The 26,143-nt window shown below is 62.0% G+C and carries 20 protein-coding genes; 5 read left to right on the top strand and 15 right to left on the bottom strand.

Annotated features, from left to right (window positions below; genetic code table 11):
* Nucleotides 1–14 precede the first annotated feature (14 nt).
* Nucleotides 15–1,295 carry a 4-aminobutyrate--2-oxoglutarate transaminase gene (gene gabT, locus BW979_RS02615; RefSeq protein WP_047226758.1) on the top strand — a complete coding sequence of 427 codons (1,281 nt, stop codon included), beginning with the start codon at nucleotides 15–17 and terminating at the stop codon, nucleotides 1,293–1,295.
* A 148-nt stretch (nucleotides 1,296–1,443) separates the two neighbouring features.
* Nucleotides 1,444–2,655 carry an HDOD domain-containing protein gene (locus BW979_RS02610; RefSeq protein WP_076383109.1) on the top strand — a complete coding sequence of 404 codons (1,212 nt, stop codon included), beginning with the start codon at nucleotides 1,444–1,446 and terminating at the stop codon, nucleotides 2,653–2,655.
* Nucleotides 2,656–2,806: 151 nt separating this feature from the next.
* Here the strand turns inward: BW979_RS02610 and BW979_RS02605 are convergent, their stop codons facing one another.
* From BW979_RS02605 to tssA, 15 genes are all read right to left on the bottom strand, one after another.
* The gene (locus BW979_RS02605) at nucleotides 2,807–3,796 is read right to left on the bottom strand and encodes a GGDEF domain-containing protein (RefSeq protein ID WP_047226760.1); all 990 of its coding nucleotides are present in this window, start codon (nucleotides 3,794–3,796) and stop codon (nucleotides 2,807–2,809) included.
* A 375-nt stretch (nucleotides 3,797–4,171) separates the two neighbouring features.
* A complete protein-coding gene (locus BW979_RS02600) occupies nucleotides 4,172–4,450 on the bottom strand; it encodes a hypothetical protein (protein ID WP_047226761.1) in 279 nt (92 codons plus the stop codon).
* A gap of 1 nt (nucleotide 4,451) precedes the next feature.
* The gene (locus BW979_RS02595) at nucleotides 4,452–8,897 is read right to left on the bottom strand and encodes an RHS repeat-associated core domain-containing protein (protein ID WP_076383108.1); all 4,446 of its coding nucleotides are present in this window, start codon (nucleotides 8,895–8,897) and stop codon (nucleotides 4,452–4,454) included.
* Nucleotides 8,898–8,909: 12 nt separating this feature from the next.
* The gene (locus tag BW979_RS02590) at nucleotides 8,910–9,344 is read right to left on the bottom strand and encodes a DcrB-related protein (protein ID WP_076383107.1); all 435 of its coding nucleotides are present in this window, start codon (nucleotides 9,342–9,344) and stop codon (nucleotides 8,910–8,912) included.
* 18 nt (nucleotides 9,345–9,362) lie between these two features.
* On the bottom strand, nucleotides 9,363–11,294 hold the full coding sequence (locus tag BW979_RS02585; protein WP_047226764.1) for a type VI secretion system Vgr family protein: 1,932 nt from the start codon (nucleotides 11,292–11,294) through the stop codon (nucleotides 9,363–9,365).
* Between the two features lie 175 nt (nucleotides 11,295–11,469).
* Nucleotides 11,470–14,160: a type VI secretion system ATPase TssH gene (gene tssH / locus BW979_RS02580; protein ID WP_076383106.1), complete on the bottom strand. Its 2,691-nt coding sequence runs from the start codon at nucleotides 14,158–14,160 to the stop codon at nucleotides 11,470–11,472.
* Complete coding sequence (tssG, locus tag BW979_RS02575; protein ID WP_047226766.1) at nucleotides 14,153–15,205, bottom strand: type VI secretion system baseplate subunit TssG; 1,053 nt, start codon at nucleotides 15,203–15,205, stop codon at nucleotides 14,153–14,155. Before tssG ends, tssH begins: the two co-directional genes overlap by 8 nt.
* Nucleotides 15,169–17,028, bottom strand: coding sequence for a type VI secretion system baseplate subunit TssF (tssF, locus tag BW979_RS02570; RefSeq protein WP_047226767.1), 1,860 nt, complete (start codon nucleotides 17,026–17,028; stop codon nucleotides 15,169–15,171). The genes tssG and tssF overlap by 37 nt, the downstream gene beginning before the upstream one ends.
* On the bottom strand, nucleotides 17,025–17,537 hold the full coding sequence (tssE, locus tag BW979_RS02565) for a type VI secretion system baseplate subunit TssE (protein WP_076383105.1): 513 nt from the start codon (nucleotides 17,535–17,537) through the stop codon (nucleotides 17,025–17,027). Before tssE ends, tssF begins: the two co-directional genes overlap by 4 nt.
* The gene (locus tag BW979_RS02560; RefSeq protein WP_047226769.1) at nucleotides 17,531–17,968 is read right to left on the bottom strand and encodes a hypothetical protein; all 438 of its coding nucleotides are present in this window, start codon (nucleotides 17,966–17,968) and stop codon (nucleotides 17,531–17,533) included. Before BW979_RS02560 ends, tssE begins: the two co-directional genes overlap by 7 nt.
* Nucleotides 17,968–18,417, bottom strand: a complete 450-nt coding sequence (locus BW979_RS02555; protein WP_047226770.1) for a type VI secretion system amidase effector protein Tae4 — start codon at nucleotides 18,415–18,417, stop codon at nucleotides 17,968–17,970. The genes BW979_RS02560 and BW979_RS02555 overlap by 1 nt, the downstream gene beginning before the upstream one ends.
* A gap of 81 nt (nucleotides 18,418–18,498) precedes the next feature.
* Nucleotides 18,499–18,987: an Hcp family type VI secretion system effector gene (locus BW979_RS02550; RefSeq protein WP_047226771.1), complete on the bottom strand. Its 489-nt coding sequence runs from the start codon at nucleotides 18,985–18,987 to the stop codon at nucleotides 18,499–18,501.
* 225 nt (nucleotides 18,988–19,212) lie between these two features.
* Nucleotides 19,213–20,709, bottom strand: a complete 1,497-nt coding sequence (gene tssC / locus BW979_RS02545; protein ID WP_047226772.1) for a type VI secretion system contractile sheath large subunit — start codon at nucleotides 20,707–20,709, stop codon at nucleotides 19,213–19,215.
* Nucleotides 20,710–20,724: 15 nt separating this feature from the next.
* Nucleotides 20,725–21,240: a type VI secretion system contractile sheath small subunit gene (gene tssB / locus BW979_RS02540; RefSeq protein WP_047226773.1), complete on the bottom strand. Its 516-nt coding sequence runs from the start codon at nucleotides 21,238–21,240 to the stop codon at nucleotides 20,725–20,727.
* 80 nt (nucleotides 21,241–21,320) lie between these two features.
* Nucleotides 21,321–22,358: a type VI secretion system protein TssA gene (gene tssA, locus BW979_RS02535; RefSeq protein WP_076383104.1), complete on the bottom strand. Its 1,038-nt coding sequence runs from the start codon at nucleotides 22,356–22,358 to the stop codon at nucleotides 21,321–21,323.
* A gap of 405 nt (nucleotides 22,359–22,763) precedes the next feature.
* On the opposite strand from tssA, the gene tagH reads away from it, so the two are divergent.
* The 3 genes from tagH to tssK are packed head-to-tail and all read left to right on the top strand — an operon-like array spanning nucleotide 22,764 to nucleotide 26,137.
* The gene (gene tagH, locus BW979_RS02530; RefSeq protein ID WP_076383103.1) at nucleotides 22,764–24,236 is read left to right on the top strand and encodes a type VI secretion system-associated FHA domain protein TagH; all 1,473 of its coding nucleotides are present in this window, start codon (nucleotides 22,764–22,766) and stop codon (nucleotides 24,234–24,236) included.
* A gap of 50 nt (nucleotides 24,237–24,286) precedes the next feature.
* Complete coding sequence (tssJ, locus tag BW979_RS02525; protein WP_047226776.1) at nucleotides 24,287–24,787, top strand: type VI secretion system lipoprotein TssJ; 501 nt, start codon at nucleotides 24,287–24,289, stop codon at nucleotides 24,785–24,787.
* Nucleotides 24,788–24,802: 15 nt separating this feature from the next.
* Entirely contained in the window at nucleotides 24,803–26,137 is a 1,335-nt protein-coding gene (gene tssK, locus BW979_RS02520) for a type VI secretion system baseplate subunit TssK (protein WP_047226777.1), read from the top strand.
* Nucleotides 26,138–26,143: the final 6 nt, after the last annotated feature.

Raw genomic sequence — 26,143 nt, 5'->3', positions numbered from 1 at the left:
TGAGGACATATTCAATGAGCAACAAGACCAACGCTTCCCTGATGAAACGCCGCGAAGCCGCTGTACCACGCGGTGTTGGCCAGATTCACCCGATCTTCGCCGAATCGGCGAAGAATGCCACGGTAACCGACGTTGAAGGCCGTGAATTCATCGACTTCGCGGGCGGTATCGCGGTGCTGAACACCGGCCACGTACATCCGAAAATCATCGCCGCCGTGACCGAACAGCTGAACAAGCTGACCCACACTTGCTTCCAGGTGCTGGCTTACGAGCCGTATGTGGAGCTGTGCGAAAAAATCAACGCGAAGGTGCCGGGTGATTTCGCCAAGAAAACCCTGCTGGTGACCACCGGTTCCGAAGCGGTGGAGAACGCGGTAAAAATCGCTCGCGCCGCCACGGGTCGCGCCGGTGTAATTGCCTTCACCGGTGCCTACCACGGCCGCACCATGATGACCCTGGGCCTGACCGGTAAAGTCGTGCCGTATTCGGCCGGCATGGGCTTGATGCCCGGCGGCATCTTCCGCGCGCTGTACCCGAACGAACTGCACGGCGTGAGCATCGACGACTCCATTGCCAGCATCGAGCGTATTTTCAAGAACGACGCCGAACCACGTGACATCGCGGCAATCATCATCGAGCCAGTACAGGGCGAGGGTGGTTTCTACGTGGCGCCCAAGGAATTCATGAAGCGCCTGCGCGCCCTCTGTGATCAGCACGGCATTCTGCTGATCGCTGACGAAGTACAGACCGGCGCCGGTCGGACTGGCACCTTCTTCGCCATGGAACAAATGGGTGTTGCCGCCGACCTGACGACTTTCGCCAAATCCATCGCCGGCGGTTTCCCGTTGGCCGGTGTCTGCGGTAAGGCCGAGTACATGGACGCTATTGCCCCTGGTGGCCTGGGTGGCACCTACGCCGGCAGCCCGATTGCCTGCGCTGCTGCGCTGGCGGTGATGGAGGTGTTTGAGGAAGAGCACTTGCTGGATCGCTGCAAGGCGGTGGGCGAGCGTCTGGTGACTGGCCTCAAGGCCATCCAGAAGAAATACCCGGTCATCGGCGAAGTCCGTGCCCTGGGTGCGATGATCGCCGTGGAGTTGTTCGAAAATGGCGATACCCACAAGCCGAACGCGGCGGCCGTGGCTCAGGTTGTGGCCAAGGCCCGCGACAAGGGCTTGATCCTGCTGTCCTGCGGCACCTACGGCAACGTCCTGCGGGTGCTGGTTCCGCTGACCTCGCCAGACGAGCAATTGGACAAAGGCTTGGCAATCATCGAAGAGTGCTTCTCCGAGCTCTGATTTTACGAGCCCTGAGCTGTGCGCTGACCCACAAAAAACCCGCTTCGCAGCGGGTTTTTTCATATTCGGGAACATATTCCCAAGGGTAGAGCTGTCTGCAACGGCCACCATTGGCTAAGGTGCAAGTATTGCGAGGGAGCGATGCTGCATGACTGCCGTGGATTTACCCGCTGTACCCCGTGTGTTGATCGCCGAGGCCGATCCGGTGTCTCGGGAGCTGCTTGAGCAGGTGCTATCGGGCATACGCTGCGATGCTCGGGTGGATACGTGCGGCGAGGGCCAGCAGGCCCTGAATCTGCTTGCGCACAACGCCTATGACCTGGTGATCGCCGATTGGGAATTGCCGGGCGTCGATGGCCTGAGCATCCTGCGGGGCCTTCGCCAGCAGCATCGAAAACCGGTGTTGCCGTTCATTCTCATGAGCCGGCGCAACGACAGCGCCAGCGTACGTGAGGTCTTGCCGCTGGCGCCTGCGGCCTACCTGACCAAACCCTTGAACCGGGAAGACCTGACCCAGCGTTTGCAGGGGCTACTGTTGAGCAGCGCAGAGGATTGCTCCACCGACGTGTCAGCCCCGGAGCAGACCCTGACAACCTTTCTGGAGCGTCGACGTGACTCTTCCGAAGGCGCGCCGTTGATGACCGATGTGCAAGTGGCAGTCAAGCGCAGCCTCAACCCCGGCGGTCTGGACCTGAAACTGCTGGAAGAAGAAATCCGCACCGACCCGCAAATTACCGCCGTGCTGATTGCTGCGGCCAACAGCGCTGCGCAGCATCAGGGCGGCGGCCTGGTGCAGACGGTCGCGCAGTCGCTGCATCAGCTTGGTACCGGGCAGAGCATGAACCTGATTCTGGGGCTGACCCTCAAGCGCTGTGCCCGACTCAGTGTCCCGTGCCTGGCAGACTATGCCGAGCGTTACTGGGAGTTGTCGCTGCACACCGGTGAGTACGCCCGGATGCTGGCGCGGCTGCTGGATCTGGAGCAGGAGCGCTGCTATTGCGCCGGGTTGTTGCATCGCTTGGGGGACTTGGCGTTGTTGCGATGCCTGGAGGAATGGACGCAGGCCGGCGGCGAGCTCGACGAATCGGAGGAGGTGGGCAATTTGCTCGATCAGTTCGGTGCCAGCTTCGGTTCCGCGCTGCGCACCCGCTGGCGTCTGCCGCTGGAGCTGCGGGAGTTGATTGCGGCGGCCTATGGCCTGGGCGGCGGGGTTTACTCCCGCGAGGCACTGGTGATGAACATGGCGGCGCAAATGGCCCATCTGACCGAGCATGAAGGGCTTGAAGAGCTGGCCCGTGGGCGCACGGCGCGTTTGCTGAAGATCGGATTGCCGGAGTTGATGCGATTGCGCCGCAAGTAAGGCCGCTGACCAACCCTGTGGGAGCGAGCCTGCTCGCGATGAGGGGTGTGCCATTCACCGATGCGCTGGCTGTCAGTCCGCCATCGCGAGCAGGCTCGCTCCCACAGGGGGTATGACTGGAGTTTTGCTGACGCCTTGGCGACGAGATTGCTCAAGCCGCAATGATGCGATTTTTCCCTTGGCGCTTGGCTTCGTACATGGCCGCATCGGCGCGGGAGAACAGGGTGTCGAGGCTCTGATCTTCGGCGGTAAGGCTGGTCAAGCCTTGGCTGACCGTGATGCCGAAGCCTTTCTCCCCGCTGCGGAAAGCCAGGCGCTGAATCTCGCGCTGCAGACGCTCGGCGACTTGCAGTGCCATGTCCGGGGCACAGCCAGGGAACACCGCGGCGAATTCTTCACCACCGATTCGTCCAAACAGATCGCCACGTCTGAGAACGGAGCGTCCGCTTTCGGCGATTTTCTGCAGCACGTTATCGCCTTCCTGATGACCGTAGGTGTCGTTGATCACTTTGAAATCATCGATGTCCAGCAACAGGAACGCCATGGGTGTGCCCTGCAGTCGTGCCTGCTCGAATTCACGGTGAGCGCATTCAAAGAAGTGGCGGCGATTGCTGCTCTGAGTCAGCACGTCGGTGGTTGCCAGTCGTTGCAGTTCGCTTTCCAGCAGCTTCTTTTCAGTGATGTCTTCGGCAATGCCCACCACGATCACCGGTTGCCCCGACTCAGCCTTACGGTTGATGAAGCACTTGTCGCTCAGCCAGCGGATCTGGCCATTGGCAGCGATGATGCGGTACTCACGATCCTCCACGGCACCTTTGACCAGCACTTCGGCCAGGCTGCGCTCCGCGTATTCGAGGTCGTCGGGGTAGATTGCGTCGCGCCATTCATTGAAATCAGCCAGCACCAGACCTGCCGGCCGACCGAAGATTCGTTCATAGGCGGGGCTGACATACAGGACCTGTCGGGTTTCCCAGTTGAACGCCCAGAGAACCGCGTTGACGCTGACCAGCAATGAGCTGAATAGCTGCTCACGCTCGCTCAGGCGCGCGACTTCGCCCTGGGCGTGCATCAGCGCCATGAGCGTCTGGGCCGCTTCGGGCCAGTGAGGTTGGGACGAATCCTGTAGGTTCTTGTCGACCATCGGCACAAATCTCAAAGAACGTGCACTGCTGTGGATTGGCACGCGCTTGCTCCAAAGCCCGCCAGTATGGCGAAGTGCTCTTTGAGATAAGGGATTCGGGGCGAAGTTCCTTTTCAGGCGACGAAGGGCGGGGTGCAGTGTCGGAGTTGCCGAAGGCTGCGATCTTTTGATCCTGATCTTTCGTTCACCTGGATGCGCCACCTGCGATCAAGACCACGGCGCAGGTTTGTTGCTGCCGGGTTGCCGTGAAGGCAACGAACTCTTGTTTCAGGCTCATGGCGTCTCTCGTAGGCCAAAGCATGAGGGCTTTCCGGCGAAATTCTTAGGGGGTAGAGGCCATCGCGGGGTGACGTTCTCCAACACGCTACTGGCGTATCAGGGCATGCTCATCAAGGCCATTCTCAGACGCTTGATCAGTTTCGGGGTCTTGAGACAATCGGCCGGGCGTTTGTTACCCAGGGCGGGCACGGTCTGTTCCAGCCACCAGAACCCTTCCTTGAGCCCCCTTTTTCCGTAGAGCACCACTGCCATGTCGAGGTTGTCATCCATGGCCTTGGCCAGCGTGCGGGCGTTGTCGTCGAGGTAGTCCTCTTCGTACAACCGCACGAAAGTTTGCCAATCGGCATCGCCGACGTATTCGTCTTCCAGTCCCATTTTAAAAACCTGCAAAGGAAATCAAGTTGCTGCCGGTCGGGTTTCGCGCCGACGGTGCCAGGATCCCATCATAACCATTGGCCTTGGCCCAGGCGCCTATTTGATGAGTCTGGGTGTATTTGTTGCTGGTAATGCTCTTTAGCGAAACCCCCAGTTGTTTACGCACATCAGCCCGGGTCAGATCCAGAACGTTGTTGAGTTGCACTTTCTTGCTTACCAACACCCGGGTGGAAAGGTCCACACCCCAGTGGTTGACCTCGCCCATGGCGGTCTTGCGTGAGTTGGCGCCATAGACACCACCCAGTCCGGGGGCGGTGTAACGGTGTCTGGAGGCAACGTTCCACTTGTGCGCCGTCCAGGTTGTGCTGATCCGTCCTGGCTCTTCAAAGCGATAAACCGTCCGGTTGACCTTGCGGCCCTTAGGTGGCGTCGAGCACTTCATCAGACCCGAGGGGTCGATCCAGCTCACCGGGTTTGGCGCGTACTGGTAGAGGTTCAGCCCACCGGCCAAACCGATGGGGTCCGGTGTGGTAAAGCGACCGATGTCCGGGTCGTAGAAGCGCAAGGTGTTGTAGTGCAGCCCGGTTTCCCGGTCCAGGTATTGGCCCTGGAACCGCAGGTTCTGCTCTTCGATGTAATACGGTTCGCGTAGCTCTTCTACGGTGTTGCCCCACACCTGGTAACGGGCCCGCCAAAGCGTGTGCCCGTCGGCTTCCGAGAGTTGTTCGGGCAGGCCGTTGGAGTCGTTGTGGTAGTAACGGATTTTCTGGTGTTCACCCAGGCCGTCGACCCTTGCCAACGGTTCGTGGCTGTCGTCGGCGTAGATGTACAGGCTGGTCTGGTTGTCGCGGTGTTCCTGCAACAGTTGCAGTGCATCCCAGGTGAAGCGGGTGCGGCTAAGCAGGGTGGCATGGCGGTCGTATTCGGCTTTTTCGATGCGCCGGCCCAGCGGGTCGTAGGTCATTTTCACGACCGAGCCATTATCGTTACTCACCTCCACCAAACGCTGTTCGGCGTCGTAGCGCATGCGCTGGACACCCCGCCGGGCGCTGCGCTTTTCCACCATGCGGCCGAAGCCGTCATAGCGGTAGCGCTTGTCCTGATAGGTCAGCAAACGGTTATGAGCGACCCGTTCGGTGCCCAGGCTATCGAGCAAGTTGGCGGCCGGATCATAGGCGAAGCCTTCACGCTGGCCCTGGAGGTTGTCCTGGCTGGCGAGAATGCGTCCGGTGGCGTCGTAGTGCAGCAGATGGCGATGAGGGGCGTCAGGCTGGCTGTCGAAGCGTTCTACCAGTTGATCACTGCTGTCATAGCCAAACAGTGATTGCGCCGCCGGTGGTAACAGCGCGGACTGGCCCTGTTGCCGACGTTGGCGTGCGCGCAGGCGACCGCTGCGGTCGTATTCGCTGCGGGTGCTGAGGCGCCCTTGGGTGCGCAGCACTTCACGGTGCAGGCGGTCGCGTTCGAAGTCGCTGATGACCTGGCCGTCAAGGTTGATCTGGTGCAGGTGGCCGCTGCCGTAATGCAGTCGGTTTAGCCAGCGACCATCGGGGAGCAGCGTCTGGGTCAGATTGCCCAGCTCATCGTAGCGATGCTCCAGACGTCCGGCCCAGCCTTGCTCGGCGATCAGTTGCCCAAGAGCGTCGTAGTTCAAGCCGATGCTTTGCTGCTCACCGGTAAGCGCGGTGAAGGTGATGGCGTTGACCTGATCGAGCGCGTCATAGCGGTACTCGGTGCGCCCGTCTGTGGTGACTTTGGCCACCAGCCGACCCATTGCGTCGCGCTCCAGCTCATGGGTGATCGATGCTTGCGGCGCGAGGTCCAGGTCGGTGCTGCCCGGAACCGCGAGCGCTTCCATGCGGGTGACGTTGTCCAGTGGGTCGTAGGCGTAGCGTTTGAGGCTGCCGTCCAGGCTGTGCTGGGCGGTCAAACGGTCGCCAGCGTCCCAGGCAAACCGGTAGCATTCACCGTTTTCGTTGGTCAGCGCCAGCAGGCGGCCGTAGTTGTCGTAGCTCAGCTCTACCCGTCGACCATGCGCGTCGGTACGCACGCGCAGTTGCCCATTGAGGGTGTGCTGGAAATGCGTGGTGTGCCCGGCGGGGTCGCTGTAGCCGATCAACTGGCCGCTCGCATCGCGCTGATATTGCTCGGTACGTCCGTCCGGTAATTGCTTGGTCAGCAGCCTGCCTTGGTCGTCATAGCTGAAAAGCGTCCGTTCCCCCAGTGCGTCGGTGCTGCTGAGCAACGTCCCGCGCTCGCAATAACTGAACCGTGTGGTGTAGCCGGAACAATCAGTGTGCTCGCTGAGCTGGCCAAGGGGAGTCCAACGCATGGTTTTGCGTTTGCCGATGGCGTCGACAACTTCCACCACCTGACCGTGGGCGTCATGGCGATAGCGGGTGACGTTGCCCAACGGATCGGTTTCGCGAATGCGGTTGCCACGCGAGTCATAGCGGTACTGCCAGGTATTGCCCGCGGCATCGGTTTCGGTCAGGGGCAGCGCCCAGTGTTCGAGCCACAGTGTTGACTCACTGCGTCCGAGTGGGTCAGACGTCTGGCAAAGGTTACCCGCCTCGTCATAACTGAATTGATGTTGTCCGCCGTTGGGGGCAGTTGCCGCCACCAACTGGCTTTCGTCGTTCCACTGGAAGACCCAGGTACGGTCCAGGGCATCGGTGGCTTCGGTGATCTGATACCGCCTATCCCAGCGACGGGTGCTGATGCGATTCAAACCGTCGGTGATGCGCGTAGTCCCGGCAGCCAGGTCGTAGTCAAAGGCGTAAGTGTCGCCCGCGTCGGTCCAGTGGCGAACAACCCGCCATTCTCGCTTTTCGATTAAGGCCCATTCGTAAAAGCAGCGCAGCCCGGTGGGCAGTTGGTGCTCTACCATGCGCCGTCCGGCATCGTAGGCGTAGCGGCGTTTCACGTAACCGTTGGATTGACGGACCTCGGTCAGATCACCCCGGGCGTCGTAATCGTAGTGCATCAGCACTTCACGGCGCTGATCAGCGTAAAGCCGGTCTATCCGGCTGACCCGTTGCGGCCAGCGTTTGTGGTACGCCAGCGCGATGCTGGTCAGGTCGAAGGTGTCTCGCAACTGTACCAACCGACCTGTGTCGTCGTAGTCGAGGTAGATGCGGTTGTCATTGCGGTCGCCCAACTGACTCAGGCGCAGCAGCGATGCATGGCCCGGGGTGGGTTCGAACAACCGGTACAGGCCGTCTGAGCTGTCGATCAGCAATTGGCCATTGGCATGCCGTCGTACGCTGAGCCCTTCACCGGGACTGAACACGGCGCCGCCCAGAGGGATGGAACCCATGTCGATGCGCCGGCCCTGTTCATCGGTGTAGACCAGCGTTTCACCGCCCTCGGGGTGAGGCAGGATCTCGACGCGCACCTCGTAGGCTACGCTCCAGCCCGCACCGAACATACCTTCGCGGCGCTCGTCGCGGCTGTTGTAGAAGCGTTGCCAGTCGATTGGCAAGATGCCGGGCAGGACGAAGTCCATCTCCTCGACATCGCCCAGAACTTTGGCCCCGGTGGCGGCATGCACCGGGTTCGACGAACCCATAGTAGCGTTGGCCGCGGCGCCCATCGCGCTGCTGACCGCCATCGACGCCGCGCCGCCCACCAGCATGCACGGCAGGTTACTCAGGAACTTGCCTTTGCCGCCCTTGAGCATCAGCAGCGCGGTGACTGCCAGACCGACGCCCGGAGTCTTGCCGCTGCGAATCTCGCGCACCACCACCGAGCCGCCGCCAATGGTGACATCGGGTGAAATCAGCCCGGATGACACGACCTTGGCATCGCAGGTGCTGCGGTCGCCGCTGCGCACTGCTGGCTGGCCGTTGATGGTGACTTTGTCCGACCCTTCGGCCAAAAACTGCGGCGGCATCGGCGGATGTTTCATGCACGCGATCATATCCAGCGGCTTGGGTACGGCGCCGGGCGCGGGTGTTGCAACAGTGGGGCGCCACATCTGCGAGAAAAAGTTCTCGGCCATGTCCAGATAGCTGGGCTCGGCTTGCGGCTCAGGTGCCTCAAGCTCGGTGCCTGCTGGTGCGACATGGGATTGAATCGCCCCAGCGGCGCGAGCGGCTGGGATGTTGTTGGTCAGGGTGTTGGTTGAGCCGGTGAGGATGTTCGCTTGCACCGTGGGCGGGAACAGCGCGTTGCCAATGCCTTCGCAGATATTGCTCAGCCCTTCGTCGGCCCCGGTCTTGCTCATGGCAAGGCCAACGACGGCGCCCACCACGGCGCCGAGCAGGAAGCAACCTAACCCGCCTGTGGCGACTGTGATGCCTGTAGCCGCCACCACCGCAGCCGTCGCCAGGGCGGTAATCGCAATGTTGGCTGCTACCTCCAGCACGCCTCCAAGAATGTCAGCCATCATTGAGGTGTGGTCCAGCGCATCGCCCAGCCGGGCGGCCCAGAGAGCGTCAGACATGCAGTTCGCTCATCAAGCCGGAACGTCAAACAACAACGAGTCCTTGATCGTCGCCCAATGCGCTGCTTCAGCATCACCGAGCTTCTCGGCTTTCACATAGCTCAAGGCAAGCATTTTGCGCGTGCCGGGCAGTACCAGGGCGAGCTGAAACTGGAAGACCTTTTCGTTGCCCTTGTTGAACTGGCTGCGCAGCTCGATGCCTTCGACTTCCTGATTGGCGCCCAGGCGCACGGCGACGCCCGGTTGAGCGCGCAGGTCCTGGACCTGTTTTTCCAGGCGTTTGAGCTGCTCGTCGAGGTTGCTCTGCAGGGTTTCGCCGTCGGCCAGCAAGCTGCGGCTGACGATCAAGGAGGTGCCCAGTTCAGGGAACTTGAGGATGTTGATCGTTGCATCCAGCAACTCGCTGGGCGGCAGCTGGAACTGGAATTCATTGATGCGGTAAGTCATGGCGCATAAATCTCGAGGTTAACCTTTGGGGAACGCGGCAGCGATATTGGCGTCGATGCTGGCCTTGACGCCCTGGCCGTCGGGCGTGGCACCGGGGCCGCCACCGTTGTTCAGGTGCAGCACGCCGCCGGTGTTGAATTCGGCATCGCCGCTGGCATAGAAGCTGATTTGCACGCCGGTCAGATTGATCTGGCCGCTGGCGTTGAGCTCCAGAATGCTTTCGCCGCAGACCAGGCGCAGGTTCTCGCCCACTTCAATGACGTAGCTCTGGCTGATGCTGTCGGTCTTGCGCAGGCCCACCGACAGGATGTCTTCCTGCTTGACGATGCGCAGGCGGTTGTTGCCGATGGTCACCGTCTCGTTGTGGCCGATGCTCTTGTTGCGGTCGTGACCCACCGAGTGGCTTTCATCGACCTCCACCACAATGTCCTGGTTGCGTTCGGCATGGATGTACAACTGCTCGGCGCCTTTTTTGTCTTCCATGCGGATTTCGTTGAAATTCGCTGGGGTGCCGCCCTTGCTCGAACGGCTTTTCATGCCGCTCTGGGTGGCGTTTGCGGGCAGGTCATAAGGCACGGTCTGTTCGGCGTTGTAGACGCGACCGGTGATGATCGGCCGGTCGGGGTCGCCTTCCAGGAAGCTGACAATCACTTCCTGGCCAATGCGCGGGATCTGCATCGAGCCCCAGTTTTTCCCGGCCCAGGACTGTGACACGCGAATCCAGCACGAGCTGTTTTCGTTGGACTGGTCGTGACGGTCCCAGTAGAAATGCACCTTCACCCGGCCGAACTGATCGGTCCAGATTTCCTCGCCCTTGGGGCCGACCACCAACGCGGTCTGCGGGCCTTTGACGATGGGGCGATGGGTCGTGGGCAGCGGCCGGTAGCTTTGTTGGGCGACGATGCAGGTCAGGCTGCTTTCGAACTGGGCCGAAGGCGCGCCGCCGCCGGTTTCACCGCTTTCCTGGGACACGTAATAGCGGGCGCCGACGATCAGGTATTCGCGGTTCTGGTCCTGGCGGGTGAAGCCGGTGAGGCTGAACAGGTGGCCCGAGCCCAGACCGCGAGCGTTGCCGGCCAGCTCCACTTGCTCGTGCAGGGTTTGCAAGGCTTCGATGCGGGTGCGGGCGTAGTGTTCGCCGTCTTGGCTCTGGACATAGGTGCCGGGGTAGTCGTACAGCGGATAGTCGCCGGCGGTGTGCGGGCGCGGCATGGCCGAACGCACGTCGATGCGCGCGCTGGGGCGCTGGAAGTCGTAGTCGTTGAGTTCCAGCGAGCCGGGCTGCACTTCCTGGGCCAGGTGCCAGTCGTGGATATGGTCGCGCTCGCGCTGCTGTTCGTTCTTGGGGTAGTAGGGCACTGAACCGTAGCCGGGCACCGTGGTGTGGGCGCCATAGGCGTCGGCCAGCACCAATACATGACGGCCCTGTTCGTGACGGAAGAAGTAGTAGATCCCTTCCTGTTCCATCAGGCGACTGACGAAATCGAAGCTGGTTTCGCGATACTGCACGCAGTATTCCCACTCGCGATAGGGGCGACTGAGGGCGTCTTCGAAGTCGGAGAAACCCAGGTCGCGAAACACCTGCTTGATGATCTGCGGGATGGTCAGGTTCTGGAAAATCCGGCAATCGGAGGTACGGGTCAGCAGCCATAGCCAGGGGCGCAAGGTCGCCTGGTAACTGGCGAACTGGCCCTGGTCAACGTTCTGGCTGAAGCGCGAAACGATGCCGTGGAAATGCCGCTCGCCGCCGCCGTCCAGTTGCAGGCTCACGCACATGGGTTTGCCGAGCACCTGGTTGAGGTCGATGGCGTTGTCCAGCGAGTGCAACTGCAACTCGTAGTTGAACAGCCGCCCCAGCTCTTCGCCGCCGCCCATGTCCTTGAGCAACAGCACCTCAGGTCCCAGGGGGCTGGTGATTTTGGCCAGGCGTGAGGCTTGGTTGAATAACATCGAGTGTCCCGTGCAAGTTGTAATAGCTGAAGGAACGCAACCCCCACTGTGGAAGATGCCACTGTGGGAGCGAGCTTGCTCGCGATGGCGGCGTATCAGTCAACATTGATGTTGAAGGTACTTGCGCTATCGCGAGCAAGCTCGCTCCCACAGGGTTTTACGGTGTTCCTTACCGTCAGGCCGCGTCGCTGAAATCGTACTGCAATTCGTTATCCCGGGCGCTGATCCGCACGCCGGCCAGCGCCTTGCCTTCGAGCATGCGGGTCAGGAACTCGCGGCTCATGTCCGGCAGCAGGCTGTTGGTCAGGATGGCGTCAATCATGCGTCCGCCGCTTTCGGTTTCGGTGCAGCGCGAGACGATCAGGTCGATCACCGCGTCGTCGTAGTCGAAGGCGACTTTGTGGGTGTTCTCTACGCGCTTCTTGATGCGGTTGAGTTGCAGGCGGGTGATGGCCTTGAGCATCTCGTCGCTGAGCGGGTAGTACGGAATCGTCACCAGGCGACCCAGCAGGGCCGGCGGGAAAATCTCCAGCAGCGGCTGGCGCAGGGCCTTGGCGATGTCCTCGGGCTCGGGCACGTTCTGCGGGTCTTTGCAGACCTGGGCAATCAGTTCGGTACCGGCGTTGGTGGTCAACAGAATCAAGGTGTTCTTGAAGTCGATCACCCGGCCTTCACCGTCCTCCATCACGCCTTTGTCGAACACCTGGAAGAAAATCTCATGCACGTCCGGGTGGGCTTTTTCCACCTCGTCCAGCAGCACCACGCTGTACGGTTTGCGCCGCACGGCTTCGGTCAGTACGCCGCCTTCGCCATAGCCGATGTAGCCCGGTGGCGCGCCCTTGAGGGTGGACACGGTGTGGGCTTCCTGGAACTCGCTCATGTTGATGGTGATGACGTTCTGCTCGCCGCCATACATGGCTTCGGCCAGGGCCAGGGCGGTTTCGGTCTTGCCCACGCCGGAGGTGCCGGCGAGCATGAACACGCCAATGGGTTTGCTCGGATTGTCCAGGCCGGCGCGGGAGGTTTGGATGCGCTTGGCGATCATCTGCAAGGCGTGGTCCTGGCCGATGATGCGTTTTTTCAGGTGCTGGTCGAGGTTGAGCACCGTTTCCAGTTCGTTGCGAGCCATGCGGCCCACCGGGATACCGGTCCAGTCGGCGACCACCGAGGCCACGGCCTGGTAGTCCACGGTCGGCAGAATCAATGGGGTTTCGCCTTGCAGCGCGGTCAGGCGCTGTTGCAGGTCCACCAGTTGCTCGCGCAGGGCGTGGCTTTCGTTGTCGCAAGCTTCGCTGTTGTCTTCGCTGTCCACCACGCCGACGCGCTCGCGCAGGGTGGCGCGGGTGGCGAGCAACTCGTCCACCAGGGCTTTCTCTTCGGCCCAGCGGCCTTCCAGCTCGGCCAGGCGTTCGCGTTCGGCGCTCAGCAGGTTTTCGCTCTGGGTCTGACGGCTGCCAATGGCAATGCCGATGGCGTGTTCACGGGCGATGATTTGCAGCTCGGTTTCCAGCGCTTCGATGCGCCGACGGCTGTCGTCCACTTCGGCCGGCACCGCGTGCAGGCTGATGGCGACACGGGCGCAGGCGGTATCCAGCAGACTCACGGATTTGTCCGGCAACTGGCGCGCCGGGATGTAGCGGTGGGACAGTTTGACCGAGGCCTCCAGGGCTTCGTCGAGGATCTGCACCTGATGGTGTTTTTCCATGGTCGAGGCCACGCCGCGCATCATCAGCAGCGCCTTGTCTTCGGACGGCTCGGCCACTTGCACCACCTGGAAACGCCGGGTCAGGGCCGGGTCTTTTTCGATGTGCTTCTTGTACTCGGCCCAGGTCGTGGCCGCTACCGTGCGCAGGGTGCCGCGGGCCAGGGCCGGCTTGAGCAGGTTGGCCGCGTCACCCGTGCCGGCAGCGCCACCGGCGCCCACCAGGGTGTGGGCTTCGTCGATGAACAAAATGATCGGTTTGGGCGACGCCTGGACATCTTCGATGACCTGACGCAGGCGCTGTTCGAACTCGCCTTTCATGCTCGCGCCGGCCTGTAGCAGGCCGACATCGAGGCTGCGTAGCTCCACGTCCTTGAGCGATGGCGGCACGTCGCCGGCGACGATGCGCAGGGCAAAGCCTTCGACCACGGCGGTCTTGCCCACGCCGGCTTCACCGGTGAGGATCGGGTTGTTCTGCCGGCGGCGCATGAGGATGTCCACCAGTTGGCGGATCTCTTCGTCGCGACCGACGATGGGGTCGAGCTTGCCGTTGCGGGCCTGTTCGGTGAGGTCCACGGTGAAGCGCTTGAGGGCTTCCAGTTTGCCCATGGCACTGGGGGCCATCGCGCCACTGGCCTCGCCCGGCACGGCACCGGCGTTGAAACCGTCGCTGGCTGTCAGGGCGTTTTCCGGAGAGTCGCCGACGTATTCGTCAAAGCGCTCGCTCAAGGCCTCGACCTTGACCTTGTCGAACTCCGACGATAGCCCCAGCAACGCATGGCGCAGGCTTGGCGTCTTGAGAATGCCCAGCACCAGGTAACCGGTGCGCACCTGGCTTTCGCCAAACATCAGGCTGCCGTAGACCCAACCGCGTTCCACGGCTTCTTCAACGTGGGAAGACAGGTCGGTGATGGAGGTCGAGCCCCGTGGCAGGCGGTCCAGGGCTTCGGTCAGGTCGCGGGCCAGGCGTGCCGGCTCGATATTGAACTGGCGGATGATGCGGTGCAGGTCCGAGTCCTGCAGTTGCAGCAACTGATGAAACCAGTGGGCCAGTTCCACGTAGGGGTTACCGCGCAACTTGCAGAACACGGTGGCGGCTTCGATGGCTTTGTAGGCCACGCTGTTGAGTTTGCCGAACAACGCGGCGCGACTGATTTCACCCATGCTCATGGCTCCTTGAGGTCTGTGAGGTGTTGGCCTGTTCGGCGTAATGCCGGGCCAGTATTAAATCCTTGGCATCTGTTTCGGGGCGTCCCAACCAGGTGTTGAACCCCAGGCGCAAACTACCGTTGAGTTGCAGCGCCGGTACTTCGGGTTGTTCCAGGATCAGGTTCAGGTCCCAGTCCAGTTCATGGCCCAGGTATTCGGCGACCCAGGCCACCAGCTCGTTGAAGGGTTGGCTGCCGGGCAACATGCCCATGTAGTCATCGAGCTTGAGTGGCCCCAGGCGAATGCGGAATTTGTGCTGGCGATCCCACACGTAGCGGCCCAGGCAAAAGTCCACGCCCAACTGATGGGCGCTGACGCCCACGCGGCTGCGTTCTGGCAGTTCCAGCCATTGGCCGACGTATTCTTCGATCTCCACCGGCAGGCCGAAGTACTCGCTGATGATGGCCTTCAGGCCGTCCGGGTAGCGGGTTTGCGCCGACAAGTGGCCGCTGTAATGCAGCTTCGCCGTGTCGGGGATCAGCCCCTGCTTGAGCAGGCTCGGCATGCCCCGACCACTGAGGGCGGCCAGGCGCGCCGACCAGTAGTCATCGTCCGGGCGATCATGGCTGACCGTTGGCCGCGCTTCGGCCCAGGCCCGGTAGAACAGGCTGAGCAGGCGATGGTGGAACACATCGAGGAACCGTTTGCTGGTGCTGTCGGCGTTGTTGCGCTGACGTTCGCGCACGTATTCGGTGATGTGCAGCGGCAGCGGGCCGTTGGGGCCCCCGAGGCCGAAGAAGAACTGCTCCAGGCGTGCCGGCGCACCGTCGAGGCCCGGTTGCACCGAGGCCAGGGTCGCCGGGGCGAAGGTGCATTCGGCCTGTTGCCCCAGGCGCAGCGGGTCATCGGCCAGGCGCAATGAATGGCCCAGGCGCGGCAGCTCGGGGGATTCGCACTCGATACGGCGCAAGGCCTGGAAGAAGTCGTATTCCCAGGGCTCCTGGTGCATCGCGTCCAGGGTACTCAAAGGGTCGGACGACGTCCGGGCTTGGCTTTCCATCGCATGATCTCGCCGCGTTCGGTGGTACGGATCACCGTCTCGGTAAAACTGTTGATCGACACGTAGCGTGCCAGGAAGCGCTCGAACACCGCGCCGAGCAAAAACACCCCGGTGCCGCGAAACGCGTTTTCATCGAATTCCAGGGTGATTTCCAGGCCCCGGCCAAACACGATCGGACCGGGCATCGGCAAGCGTCGGGTGCAGGCCTTGCTGCTGACTTCGCGCAGGCCTTCGATTTGCAACTGCACCGCCGCATCGTTGCTGTCGCCGTACAGGCGCAGCAGCTCGCGCAGGGCGGCGGCGCCCTGGCCTTGCTCGCTCAGGGACAGGTAATTGAGCGAGAGCTGGCTGATCAAGCGCCAGGCCTTGGCGTCGTGGGCATGGCTGGCCCGTGGCCGACTGGGACCTGCTACGCAACGAATCGCGCCGACGGGCGCGCTGTCGGCCAACGTGAAATCGGTCTTGCCGTTGCCCACACTCATGAACAGCGGTAGGTCGCGGTTGGTGCACAGCGCCGTCACGCCCAGTTGGCGCAGGTCGTGGCGATAGGGCGCCTGCTGGCTGTCCACCAGGCTGACGAAGGTTTCGCTGCCCACGTAGGTCGAGCGCGGGCCGTTGCGTCGTTGGTCGCTGGACAATACTCGTGGCTCACGCCGTATTGTGTAATAGGCCTGGTCGCGGCCATAACGGGACGGATCGCGCACGGCATAGAACGGCAGGAACGGCTGCTCCGGCCCGGTGCCGTGGCCGGTGAGGCCGGTCAGCGAATGCACTTCGAAATCCATCGGTCGGGTGCGGTCGGCGATGACGTGATGTTCGTTGACCCGCTCCGAGAGGTGGATGCGATCCAGGCGCTTGGGGAACAGGTTGATCGCCGGGGTGCAGAACGGCAGGAACTGCGCGGCGCCGACGCTGCCCTCCAGGCTCGGGTCGTGCCGGTCGAACAGCACGATCAGCTCCAGCTCCTGACCGTCGCAGCGCTTGACCGCGCGGCTCAATTGGGTGAAGTCGACGAACAGGAACCGATGGGGCAGGGCGAAGTATTCCTGCAACAGGCGATAGCCCTGGAAGGCGCGCGAGACCACGGGCAGCGCGGCATCGGCATCGTCGAAACCCCGCGAGCACAGCGCGTCCTGAGGCAAGCGTTCAACCCAATCGCCGCCGGGCTTGCGGGCGAACACCGCGCAAGCATTGCTCAGCAGTTGTTCGTAGAGACGGAAGGGCTGTTCGTCGGCACCGCTGAGGTACAGCGGCAGGTTGTCCAGGGGCAGGCTGTTGAACGGCAGTTCGGCGCCCGTACGCAGGGTCAGGCGCAGGCCGGCCTTGGCCTTCGGTTCGCTGGCGGCCAGGCGTCCGAGCACGGCGGACGGGTTGCCGAAGTACTCGGCCTGGCTGACCTGCAACGGCCACAATGTCACCGCGTGGGCGGTGCGGTACTCGCAGCAGGTTTGGGTTTCACGTCCCAGGGCGGCGCGCAGGACGGTGTCCCGGGGCAGCGCAAAGCCGCCGCTCAGCGAGCCCTCATCGGGGTCGGTCTGCAGTTGCACCACGGTCATCGACGGCGTGGGCGCCAGATAGTGGGGATAGGCGATTTCCAGCAGGTTATGGGTGAAGGTCGGGTACTCGGCATCGAGCTTGAGCTGCACCCGCGCCGTCAGGTAGGCGAAGCCTTCCAGCAAACGTTCGACGTACGGGTCGGCGCAGTCCATCCCGGACAACGTCAGCCGACTGGCGATCTTGGGGTATTCCTTGGCGAACTCCGCCGCGCTTTCGCGCACGTGGTGCAGTTCCTGGTTGTACAGCTCCAGCAGGCGCGGATTCATGGGCGTCTCCGCTGATCGGCATGGACCACGCGCACGTGGCCGGTTTCCAGGTCCAGGTCGGTTTGCAGCATCAGGCGCAGCGGCACGGGCTGCGCCCAGAGGTCACCCTCGATCTCGAAACTCAAGGCGTTGTGGTTCATCTCGGCGGTTGCTCGGGCTCGCACCCTCAGGGTGTGGCGCAAGATGCGCGGTTCGAACGTGGCGATGGCTTGGTGGATCAACGCTTCCAAGGCCGGCAGATCGACGTTCGATGCGCTGTTGCCGGCCAGCGCCGGCAGCCCGAAATTGACCACAGACGTGCCTGCCGGGGTGTGCAGCGTGGCGTCGGTATCGAGCAGCGATGTGGTGTTGAGCAACCACGCCAGGTCACGCAGCACCGAGGCTTTCAACTGGGTGAGCGACAACACGCGCTTGTCGGCGCTTTCCTTGGGGTTGCTCGGATCGTCGTCGGTCAACCGGTCCAACAGGGACGGTTGCAGGCGATCGCGGGTGGCGATTTCGGTTACCACCGAAAGAGCGCCGTATACATTTTTTGATCCCATTGGCCAGGGCCGCAGGAGGCGAATTGGCTCACATCCGAGACCTCCAATGTTTCCTTGACCAGGCGTACTGCTTGAATTTTGGTCAAGCAATCGCGGCTGGGAGCGGGCATGTGTTCGCTGCGTTCGACCAAGAAAATCGGCACTTGGTTGAAGGTCTCCACACGCAGTTGCTTGTCCGGGCCCAGGCTGAACTGGCAAGGCCATTCCATATCGAGCGTCAGGTGGCTCTGGTCAGGTTTAACGAGCGTGCAGCGACCTTGAACGTCGATCAGGCTCACCGGATGTCCGACGAAAACTGCTTGCGTCAGGGCTGCCGGAGCGACTGTTTCCTGCCCGGCGCACGCGCTTAGACTGACGAGGCTTGCCGCCAGCGCCGAAAGAAACAAAGGGCTGCGCATCACGAAAGCTCCCAGAACCAGATGGCCTTGGATCTTGAGAACAGATCACCGCTCTTGGTCAGGCCACGGTTCCACAGGTCGATGTGATCACCAGTAGGTCGACCGGCAGTGTCGCTGTTCTGTTGGTAGCAGTCTTTGAAGAAGATGATTCCGGTTTTGCCCATCAGTGTTGTGCGGTCTGCCACGCTGGTGGTGTAGACCTTCGGTGGGCCTAGGCGGTTCTTCCTCCATAGCCAGTTGGCCAATGACTCCGCGCCGCGGGCATGTCCATGGGCGCATTTGGGATCCAGCGTATAAGTCGATGAGTTGACCGGTAAGGTCTTTTCTCCGCACAAGGCGATGCTCATACGAATAGCGCACTGGTTGACATAGGGACCGTCGCAAGCCGGACTGGCGGACGGGTAGGGCGGATAGCTGTTCCACAAATTGATAAACGAAGGCTTGGCCATGACTCAGATACCGGGTGGGAAAGGATTGGATTCGAGCAAGCACCAAACACCCCCGGCGCCTGGCACCGGGGGCGTGTTCGATCACACCTTGACGTTCTGACGGATGTTCCAGCCGAACTTGACCGGACCGCCTTCCTTGGTCCCGTCGGCTTTTTGCGGCTGATAGTCGACCATCACCTTGGCGAAGTTCAGGGTGACGTTTTCGGTCAGGCGATCATCGTTGCCCGAGCCGCCGGTGCTCAGGGACGTGATCAGCACTTCTTCAAGATTGATGATCATGTACTCGACCTGGCTTTCACCACCGGCCTTGCGCACGGTCAGCTTGACCTTGTCGATGTGCTTGCCGCTGGCGCAATGCATCATCAGGTTGGGCGATGCCTTGTCGACGAACTTGGTCAGCGACAGGTCCTGCACGTTGACCTTGCCCGCGCCACCGCCACTGCCCACGTGCATGTTGCCGGACTGGGACATGCCCCAGCTCCAGTTCAGGACATCGATCTCGTCCTTGTGGGCCTTGTCCATGGACTCGCCCTTGATGTCGCCGATCTTGATGAAAATATCAACAGCCATGTTTTCTCCCTGTGTGGTCTCTACCACATTGTTTGATTGACGCCGACCTTGCGAAATCTGTTCTGCTGAACGCTACGAAGGCGATCTCCAACCCACTGAAGATCCCCTGTGGGAGCGAGCCTGCTCGCGATGACGGCGTGTCAGGCAACGCAGGTGGCGACGGATCCACCGCTATCGCGAGCAGGCTCGCTCCCACATGTTTACCGCGTACCGTTCAACAGGTTTTTACGCACCCTTGGCCGAAGGCAGTTTCGATACCAGGCGCAGCGACACAGTCAGCCCTTCGAGCTGATAGTGCGGGCGCAGGTAGAACTTGGAGTTGTAGTACCCCGGGTTGCCTTCGACCTCCTCGACGATGACCTCGGCGGCGGCCAGTGGGTGCTGGGCCTTGGTGGTCTCGGTGGAGTGCGCCGGGTCACCGTCGACGTAGTTGAGGATCCAGTCCTGCAACCAGCGCTGCATTTCGTCCTTCTCTTTGAAGGAACCGATCTTGTCGCGCACGATGCACTTGAGGTAATGGGCGAAACGGCAGGTGGCGAACAGGTACGGCAGGCGCGCGGCCAGGTTGGCGTTGGCGGTGGCGTCCGGGTCGTCGTATTCGGCCGGTTTCTGCAACGACTGGGCGCCGATGAACGCGGCGAAGTCGGTGTTTTTCTTGTGCAGCAGCGGCATGAAACCGTTCTTCGCCAGCTCCGCTTCACGGCGGTCCGAAATGGCGATTTCGGTCGGGCACTTCATGTCCACGCCACCGTCATCGGTAGGGAAGGTGTGGGCTGGCAGGTTTTCCACTTCACCGCCGGACTCCACGCCACGGATGCGCGAGCACCAGCCGAAGTGTTTGAACGAACGGTTGATGTTCACCGCCATCGCATAAGCGGCGTTGGCCCAGGTGTACTTGGAGCTGTCGGCGCCGTCGGTGTTTTCTTCGAAGGCGAAGGCTTCCACCGGGTCGGTCTTGGCGCCGTACGGCAGGCGCGCCAGGAAACGCGGCATGGTCAGGCCGATGTAACGCGAGTCTTCCGATTCACGCAGCGAACGCCAGCCGGCATATTCCGGTGTGGTGAAGATCTTGGTCAGGTCGCGCGGGTTCGACAGTTCCTGCCACGAGCCCATGCCCATCACAGTCGGCGATGCGGCGGCAATGAACGGCGAGTGCATGGCGGCGCAGACTTTCGACAGCTCGCCCAGCAACTCCACGTCCGGTGGCGACTGGTCGAAGTAGTAGTCGCCCACCAGGCAACCGTACGGTTCACCGCCGAACTGGCCGTATTCTTCTTCGTACATCTTCTTGAAGATCGGGCTCTGGTCCCACGCGGTGCCCTTGAATTTCTTCAGGGTCTTGTGCAGGTCGGTCTTGGAGATGTTGAGCACGCGGATCTTGAGCTGCTCGTCACTCTCGGTGTTGTTGACCAGGTAGTGCAGGCCACGCCAGGCGCTTTCCAGCTGCTGGAAGTCGGGGTGGTGGATGACCTGGTTGACCTGGGCGGTGAGCTTGGCGTCGATGGCGGCGATGATTGATTCGATCGACTTGATGGCGTCGTTGGACACCAGGTCAGTCTGCGCCAGGGCCTGCTCGGCCAGCGTGCGCACGGCGGTTTCGACGGCTTCGCGAGCGCGCTCGGTCTTGGGCTTGAATTCTTGCATCAGCAGCGAGGCGAACTCGCTGGGTACTTCGGTGGTGCCCAGGGCCTGGGACTGATTTTCACGTGCTGATTCGTTCATGATCATTCGTCCTGATTAAGCCTTGGGCTCGTTGTCGGCGGGCTTGGGCGCGCTGGCCAGGGCCTGCAACAGGGCAGGGTCCTTGATCGCTTTCATGATGATTTCTTCGGCGCCAGTCTTGCCGTCCATGTAGGTCAGCAGGTTGGCCAGTTGGGTGCGCGCTTCGAGCAGCTTGTTCAGCGAGTCGACCTTGCGGGCCACGGCCGCCGGGCTGAAGTCGTCCATGCTTTCGAAAGTCAGGTCCAGGCTCAGGTTGCCTTCGCCGGTCAGTTCGTTGGGAACATGGAACGCCACGCGAGGCTGCATGGCCTTGAGGCGCGAGTCGAAATTGTCGACATCGATTTCAAGGAATTTGCGATCGGCCACAGGTGCCAGAGGCTCGGCGGGCTTGCCGGCCAGGTCCGCCATCACCCCCATGACAAAGGGCAACTGGACCTTTTTCTCGGCGCCGTAGAGCTCGACGTCGTACTCGATCTGCACTCGAGGCGCACGGTTGCGCGCGATGAATTTCTGAGAACTTTGCTTCGCCACGTTGCTGCTCCTGGTCGCTTGAGCGACGGTGTTGGCGTCATCGGGGGTGCCGGTGACGTGACTGCGTGATCCGTTCGCTTTTATTCGCTGTCTGGGCCGCGCAGGTTTTCAAATTGACTCATGCCGTCGGGAATCAGGTTGCGCACGATGGTCGCAAAGTCGGCGTTCACCAGAATCTTGGCCCGATTCAACAGCACCGGCAGGGGGCTGGAGGGCTCTTGACGGGCGTAGTACGCGAGAATCCGGTCCAGGCTGCGCAGCACGTCGTCGCGGCTGTTGATTTCGCCAGGGGCGGTGCTGCGTGGCGCGCCCGCGCTCGGCGCGGTGGCGTGTTCAACCGGCGCGGTGTTGTCGTTGCCGCTGCTGATGACTTCGGGCAGGGCGCTGTCGCCGCTCTGTGGGGCGAACTGGCCGAGAATCTGCAGGGCCATCTTGAGCGGTTGCTTCAGCGGGCCAAGGTCCACGCCTTGGGCAGAACCGACTTGATCGCTGACGTGTTGCTCGATGGCTTCGGCGGCGCCGCGGGCTTCCAACAGGGCGGCGCGGGTGACTTCCAGCTGCTCGGGATCACTGTCGAGCAGGGCTCCGGCGAGCTGTTCGGCGCCGAGGCTTTCATTCGGGAAACTTTGCAGGCCGCTGGCATTGGCGGCGGCGCGCAGGCTCACGGCACCGAAGGTGCGCGAGCGGGCCAGGATGCTTTCGCGCAGCAGGCCAATGGTGATATCGGATGTCAGGCCGGCGAGGGCGTTGATGCGCACGGTGGGATCGTTGTCGTCCTCGGCGTCCAGGCGCGGATGCAGCTCGGCCCAGTACTGCTTGAGCAATTCGCTGGTCAGCGTCAACACACGGGCCAGGCCCGGTATGCCTTCCAGGGCCAGGGAACTTTGCAGCAGGAAATGGGTGATGCGCAGGTCTTTGCTGCGTTGCAGCAGGTCCAGGCTTTGCTGCTGGATGCTGCGCCACTCAGGGGGTTCGGCAGGCAATATCGAATCGCCCATGCTGCGCTCGGGCTGACCTTGGGAATCGCGTTCCAGGCGCAAGAAATCCGCGTCATATTCCAAATCTTCACCGCACGGCGAAGTCGCGGATACGGCGGCGAGCAGCAGAGGCACATCCACTTCGTTCGATCTCCCTATCGCCCGCTGAATAACTCGGGCAGTGCACACGCAAGTTCCGAATGGAACTCCACATGTTCCTTGAGGCTAATGGCTCTTTAGATGCTTAATGATCTTAAAGTGCCATCACGTATATTCAAGAAGTTGTGCATTTTTGGTGTAGTACTTATGGCTTGTCAAGGTAAGCTATTTCCCCTGTGTGACAGTTGTGAGGCGCTTAACAACCTGCGCGACCAGTAGGTCAAGGCAGGCACTGATGCAGGTTTTTTGTCATGCAGGCGGGTTAATATCAGCAATCATGCTGGCAAAAAGCCGTTTCGCAGTCGGTTGCAAAGGTTTGTCGGCGAGTCGTTCGGGCGTAGATCCCGGCACTCGATCGCATGCGCAAGTGTTCAGCAAGGAGGCAAGATGGCGCTGTGTTTGACTATCACTAGTTATCACAAGATTACCCCGGGCCAGTGTTCTGAAAAGTCCATGGACCAGGGAGTGATGGCAATTGGCCGTAACTCCGATAATGACTGGGTATTACCGGACCCTGAGCGCCTGGTTTCCGGCAAACATTGCGTTATTCAATACAAAGACGGGCGTTATTACTTAACCGATAACAGCACTAATGGTGTGGAATTGGTCAAGGCCGGTGTCCGTTTGCGCAAGGGCAACAGTGAGCCGCTGCAAGACGGCGAAGTTATCCGCATTGGCGATTATGAAATCCAGGCGCGGGTGGATTTCAACCTGCCAGTCTCCGACAGCAATCCGTTCGCTGAGGCGCCCAGCAGCTTCGAAGCCTTGATGGGACATCAGGGTGCCGGCTTGAATACACCTACGCCGATGCCCGTGGCTCCCCCGGCCCATTTCCAGGGTGCCTCGGCCATGGACACCTTGCCCGACCTGTTCGACTTCCTGAGCCCGGGCAGTGTCCCGCCGGCCACCCAGCCTGACCATGTGCCGGCCCAACAGCATGATTTCCGTCCACCGACGCCCATTGCTGCTCCCAGCCCGCCGCCGGTGATCGAGCCTGTGGCGCAGGCCTCGGCCTCGGTGATACCGGAGGACTGGGACCCGTTCAGCGACAAGCCCGCGCCCGTGGCAGTTGCTCCGATTCCTGTCGCTGCGCCACCGGTTACGCCACCGCCCGTTGTCGAGCGGCCTGTCGTAGAGCCGCCTGTCGTAGAGCCGGTGCCGACACCCCCGCCTCAGGTCCACGCCACCGCCGAACCTGCGCCGCTGCGCGAGGCGCCGGTGACCAGCGTTCAAACCCCGGCCACGCCGCCCAAGCCGCTCGACGCCGCCCAACCCGACCTGTTGCAAGCCTTCCTGCGCGGCGCCGGGCTGGATCAGTTGCGCCTGGACCAGGCCCAGGCCGAGGCGCAGATGGAAAGCATCGGGCGCAGCTATCGGCTGATGGTCGAAGGCTTGATCGATGTCCTGCGTGCCCGCAGCAGCCTCAAGGGCGAGTTCCGCATTCAGCAAACGATGATCCAGCCGGTGGAAAACAACCCGCTGAAGTTCGCCCCTAATGTCGAGGAGGCCATGTTGTTGCTGCTGCGCCATGGCAACCAGGCGTTCATGGCGCCGGATGTGGCGGTGCGTGACAGCTTCGACGACCTGCGCGCTCACCAACTGGCAGTGATGGCCGGCGTGGAAGCGGCCATCAAGCATTTGCTGGCGCGCTTTGAGCCGGCGCAACTGGAAGAGCGCATGGGCAAACCCGCTGGTCTGTCGAGCATTTTCAACGGCTCGCGACAGGCTCAGTACTGGCAGCAATTCACCGAGCTCTACAGCAACATTTCCCGGGAAGCCCAGGAGGATTTCCAGGACCTGTTCGGACGCGAATTCAGTCGCGCCTACGAAGAGCACAGCGCGCGACAGCGCCGCCTATAACACTTTTAGAAGCAATCAACGGATAGCTCAAACGTCATTGAGGACGCAGGATGATTTTCAGGTTTTTACTCGCAGTCGCCACCGTGCTTCTGCTGACGGCATGCGCCAAGGATGCGGCCGATCCACAGTCCGAAGAGGCTGACACCGCCGCCGTCGAACTGCACTTTCACGCCATTGCCGGCCTCAACCCTGGCGCCACCGGCCATCCGGCGCCGGTCCGGGTGCGAATTTTCGAACTGAAAAACGCCGCCACCTTCGCCCGCTCCGATTATTTCGCCCTGGCCGAACGGGCCCAGGCGACCCTCGGCGCCGACCTGATCGATCAGGACGAAGTGCTGGTCCAGCCCGGTCAGCAGTTGAGCCTGCAACGCGATCTCGATCCGGCTACCCGCCATATCGGCGTGCTGGTGGGCTATCGCGAACTGGACCGGTCACTGTGGCGCACGGTGATGAATGTCCCGCCGCGCCAATACACCGAATACCAGATCAGCCTCGACGTGCGCGCCGTGCGCAGCGCCGTCGTCGTTCCCCCATCCAGCCCTGCCCAATAAGCAATCGGAGCCCCCATGTCCTGGAACAATCGCGTGGTCTGGTCGGAAGGCATGTTCATTGGAACGCAGCACTTCCAGCAGCATGACCGTTACCTGGAAAACCTCATCGACGCCCGTAGCCGTCCGCTGTCGGCCGGCGCCTGGGGTTTTTCCCAATTGCTGATCGACCAGGGCCTGCTGGCCCAGGGCAAGCTGGCGATCGTTTCGGCGCGGGGCCTGCTGCCGGACGGCACACCGTTCAACATCCCCGAGGATGACCTGGCGCCGCCTGCGCTGAACGTCGATGACAACCTGCGCGATGGTCTGGTGTATCTGGCTTTGCCGCTCAAGCGTGCCGGTGCGCGTGACACCGTTGACGAAGGTGAAGCCCTCGGCGCTGCGCGCTACGTGAGCCAAGTGTGCGAAGTGCGTGACGATAACGCACCGTTCGAGAACCGCGCGCCGGTTGCCTTGGGTTCGCGGGCCTTGCGCCTGTTGACCGCGCAGGACGGCATCAGTGACTACGCCGCCATCGGCCTGGTACGCATCAAGGAGAAACGCGCCGACCGCGCCCTGGTGCTGGACGACAGCTACATCCCGCCGCTGCTGGATGTGGCCGCCTCCAAACCGTTGGCCGCGTTTCGCAGCGAACTGTTGGGCCTGCTCCATCAACGCGGCGAAGCCCTCGCCGGGCGGGTGGTGGCGTCCGGTGCCGGGGGCGCCTCGGAGATCGCCGATTTCATGCTGCTGCAATTGGTCAACCGCGCGCAGCCGCTGATCCAGCACCTGAGCCAGTTGAGCCCGTTGCACCCCGAACGGTTCTACAGCGAGCTGGTCAGCCTGGCCGGTGAGTTCTCGACCTTCACCGCTTCGGGGCGTCGGCCTCAGGAGTATCCGCAATACCAGCACGATGACCTGGCGCTCAGCTACGCGCCGGTCATGCAAGCCCTGCGTGAGGCCCTGTCGATGCTGATCGACAGCAAGGCCACGCCGATTCCGATTGTCGAGAAAGCCTACGGCATCCACGTGGCGATGCTGGCCGACAAGACCCTGCTCGAGAGCGCCAGTTTCATCCTGGTGGTGCGTGCCGATGTCCCGGCCGAAACCCTGCGCGGTCGCTTCGGCCAGCAGAGCAAGGTCGGTTCGGTGGAGCACATTCGCGATCTGGTCAACCTGCAGCTGCCGGGCATCGGCCTGCTGCCGTTGCCGGTGGCGCCACGCCAGCTTCCCTACCACGCCGGCTCCACTTACTACGAACTCGACCGCGGTAGCGATCACTGGCAGCAATTGAGCAACTCCGGCGGGTTCGCGTTCCACATCGCCGGCCAGTTCCCGGGGCTGAATCTGGCTTTCTGGGCGATCCGAGGATAAACCGCG

It is taken from the genome of Pseudomonas sp. A214, assembly GCF_900156295.1.
Lineage (GTDB): Bacteria > Pseudomonadota > Gammaproteobacteria > Pseudomonadales > Pseudomonadaceae > Aquipseudomonas > Aquipseudomonas rhizophila.
Note: the sequence above shows the minus strand (reverse complement) of the source record. Positions and strands in the feature narration are given on the sequence as shown.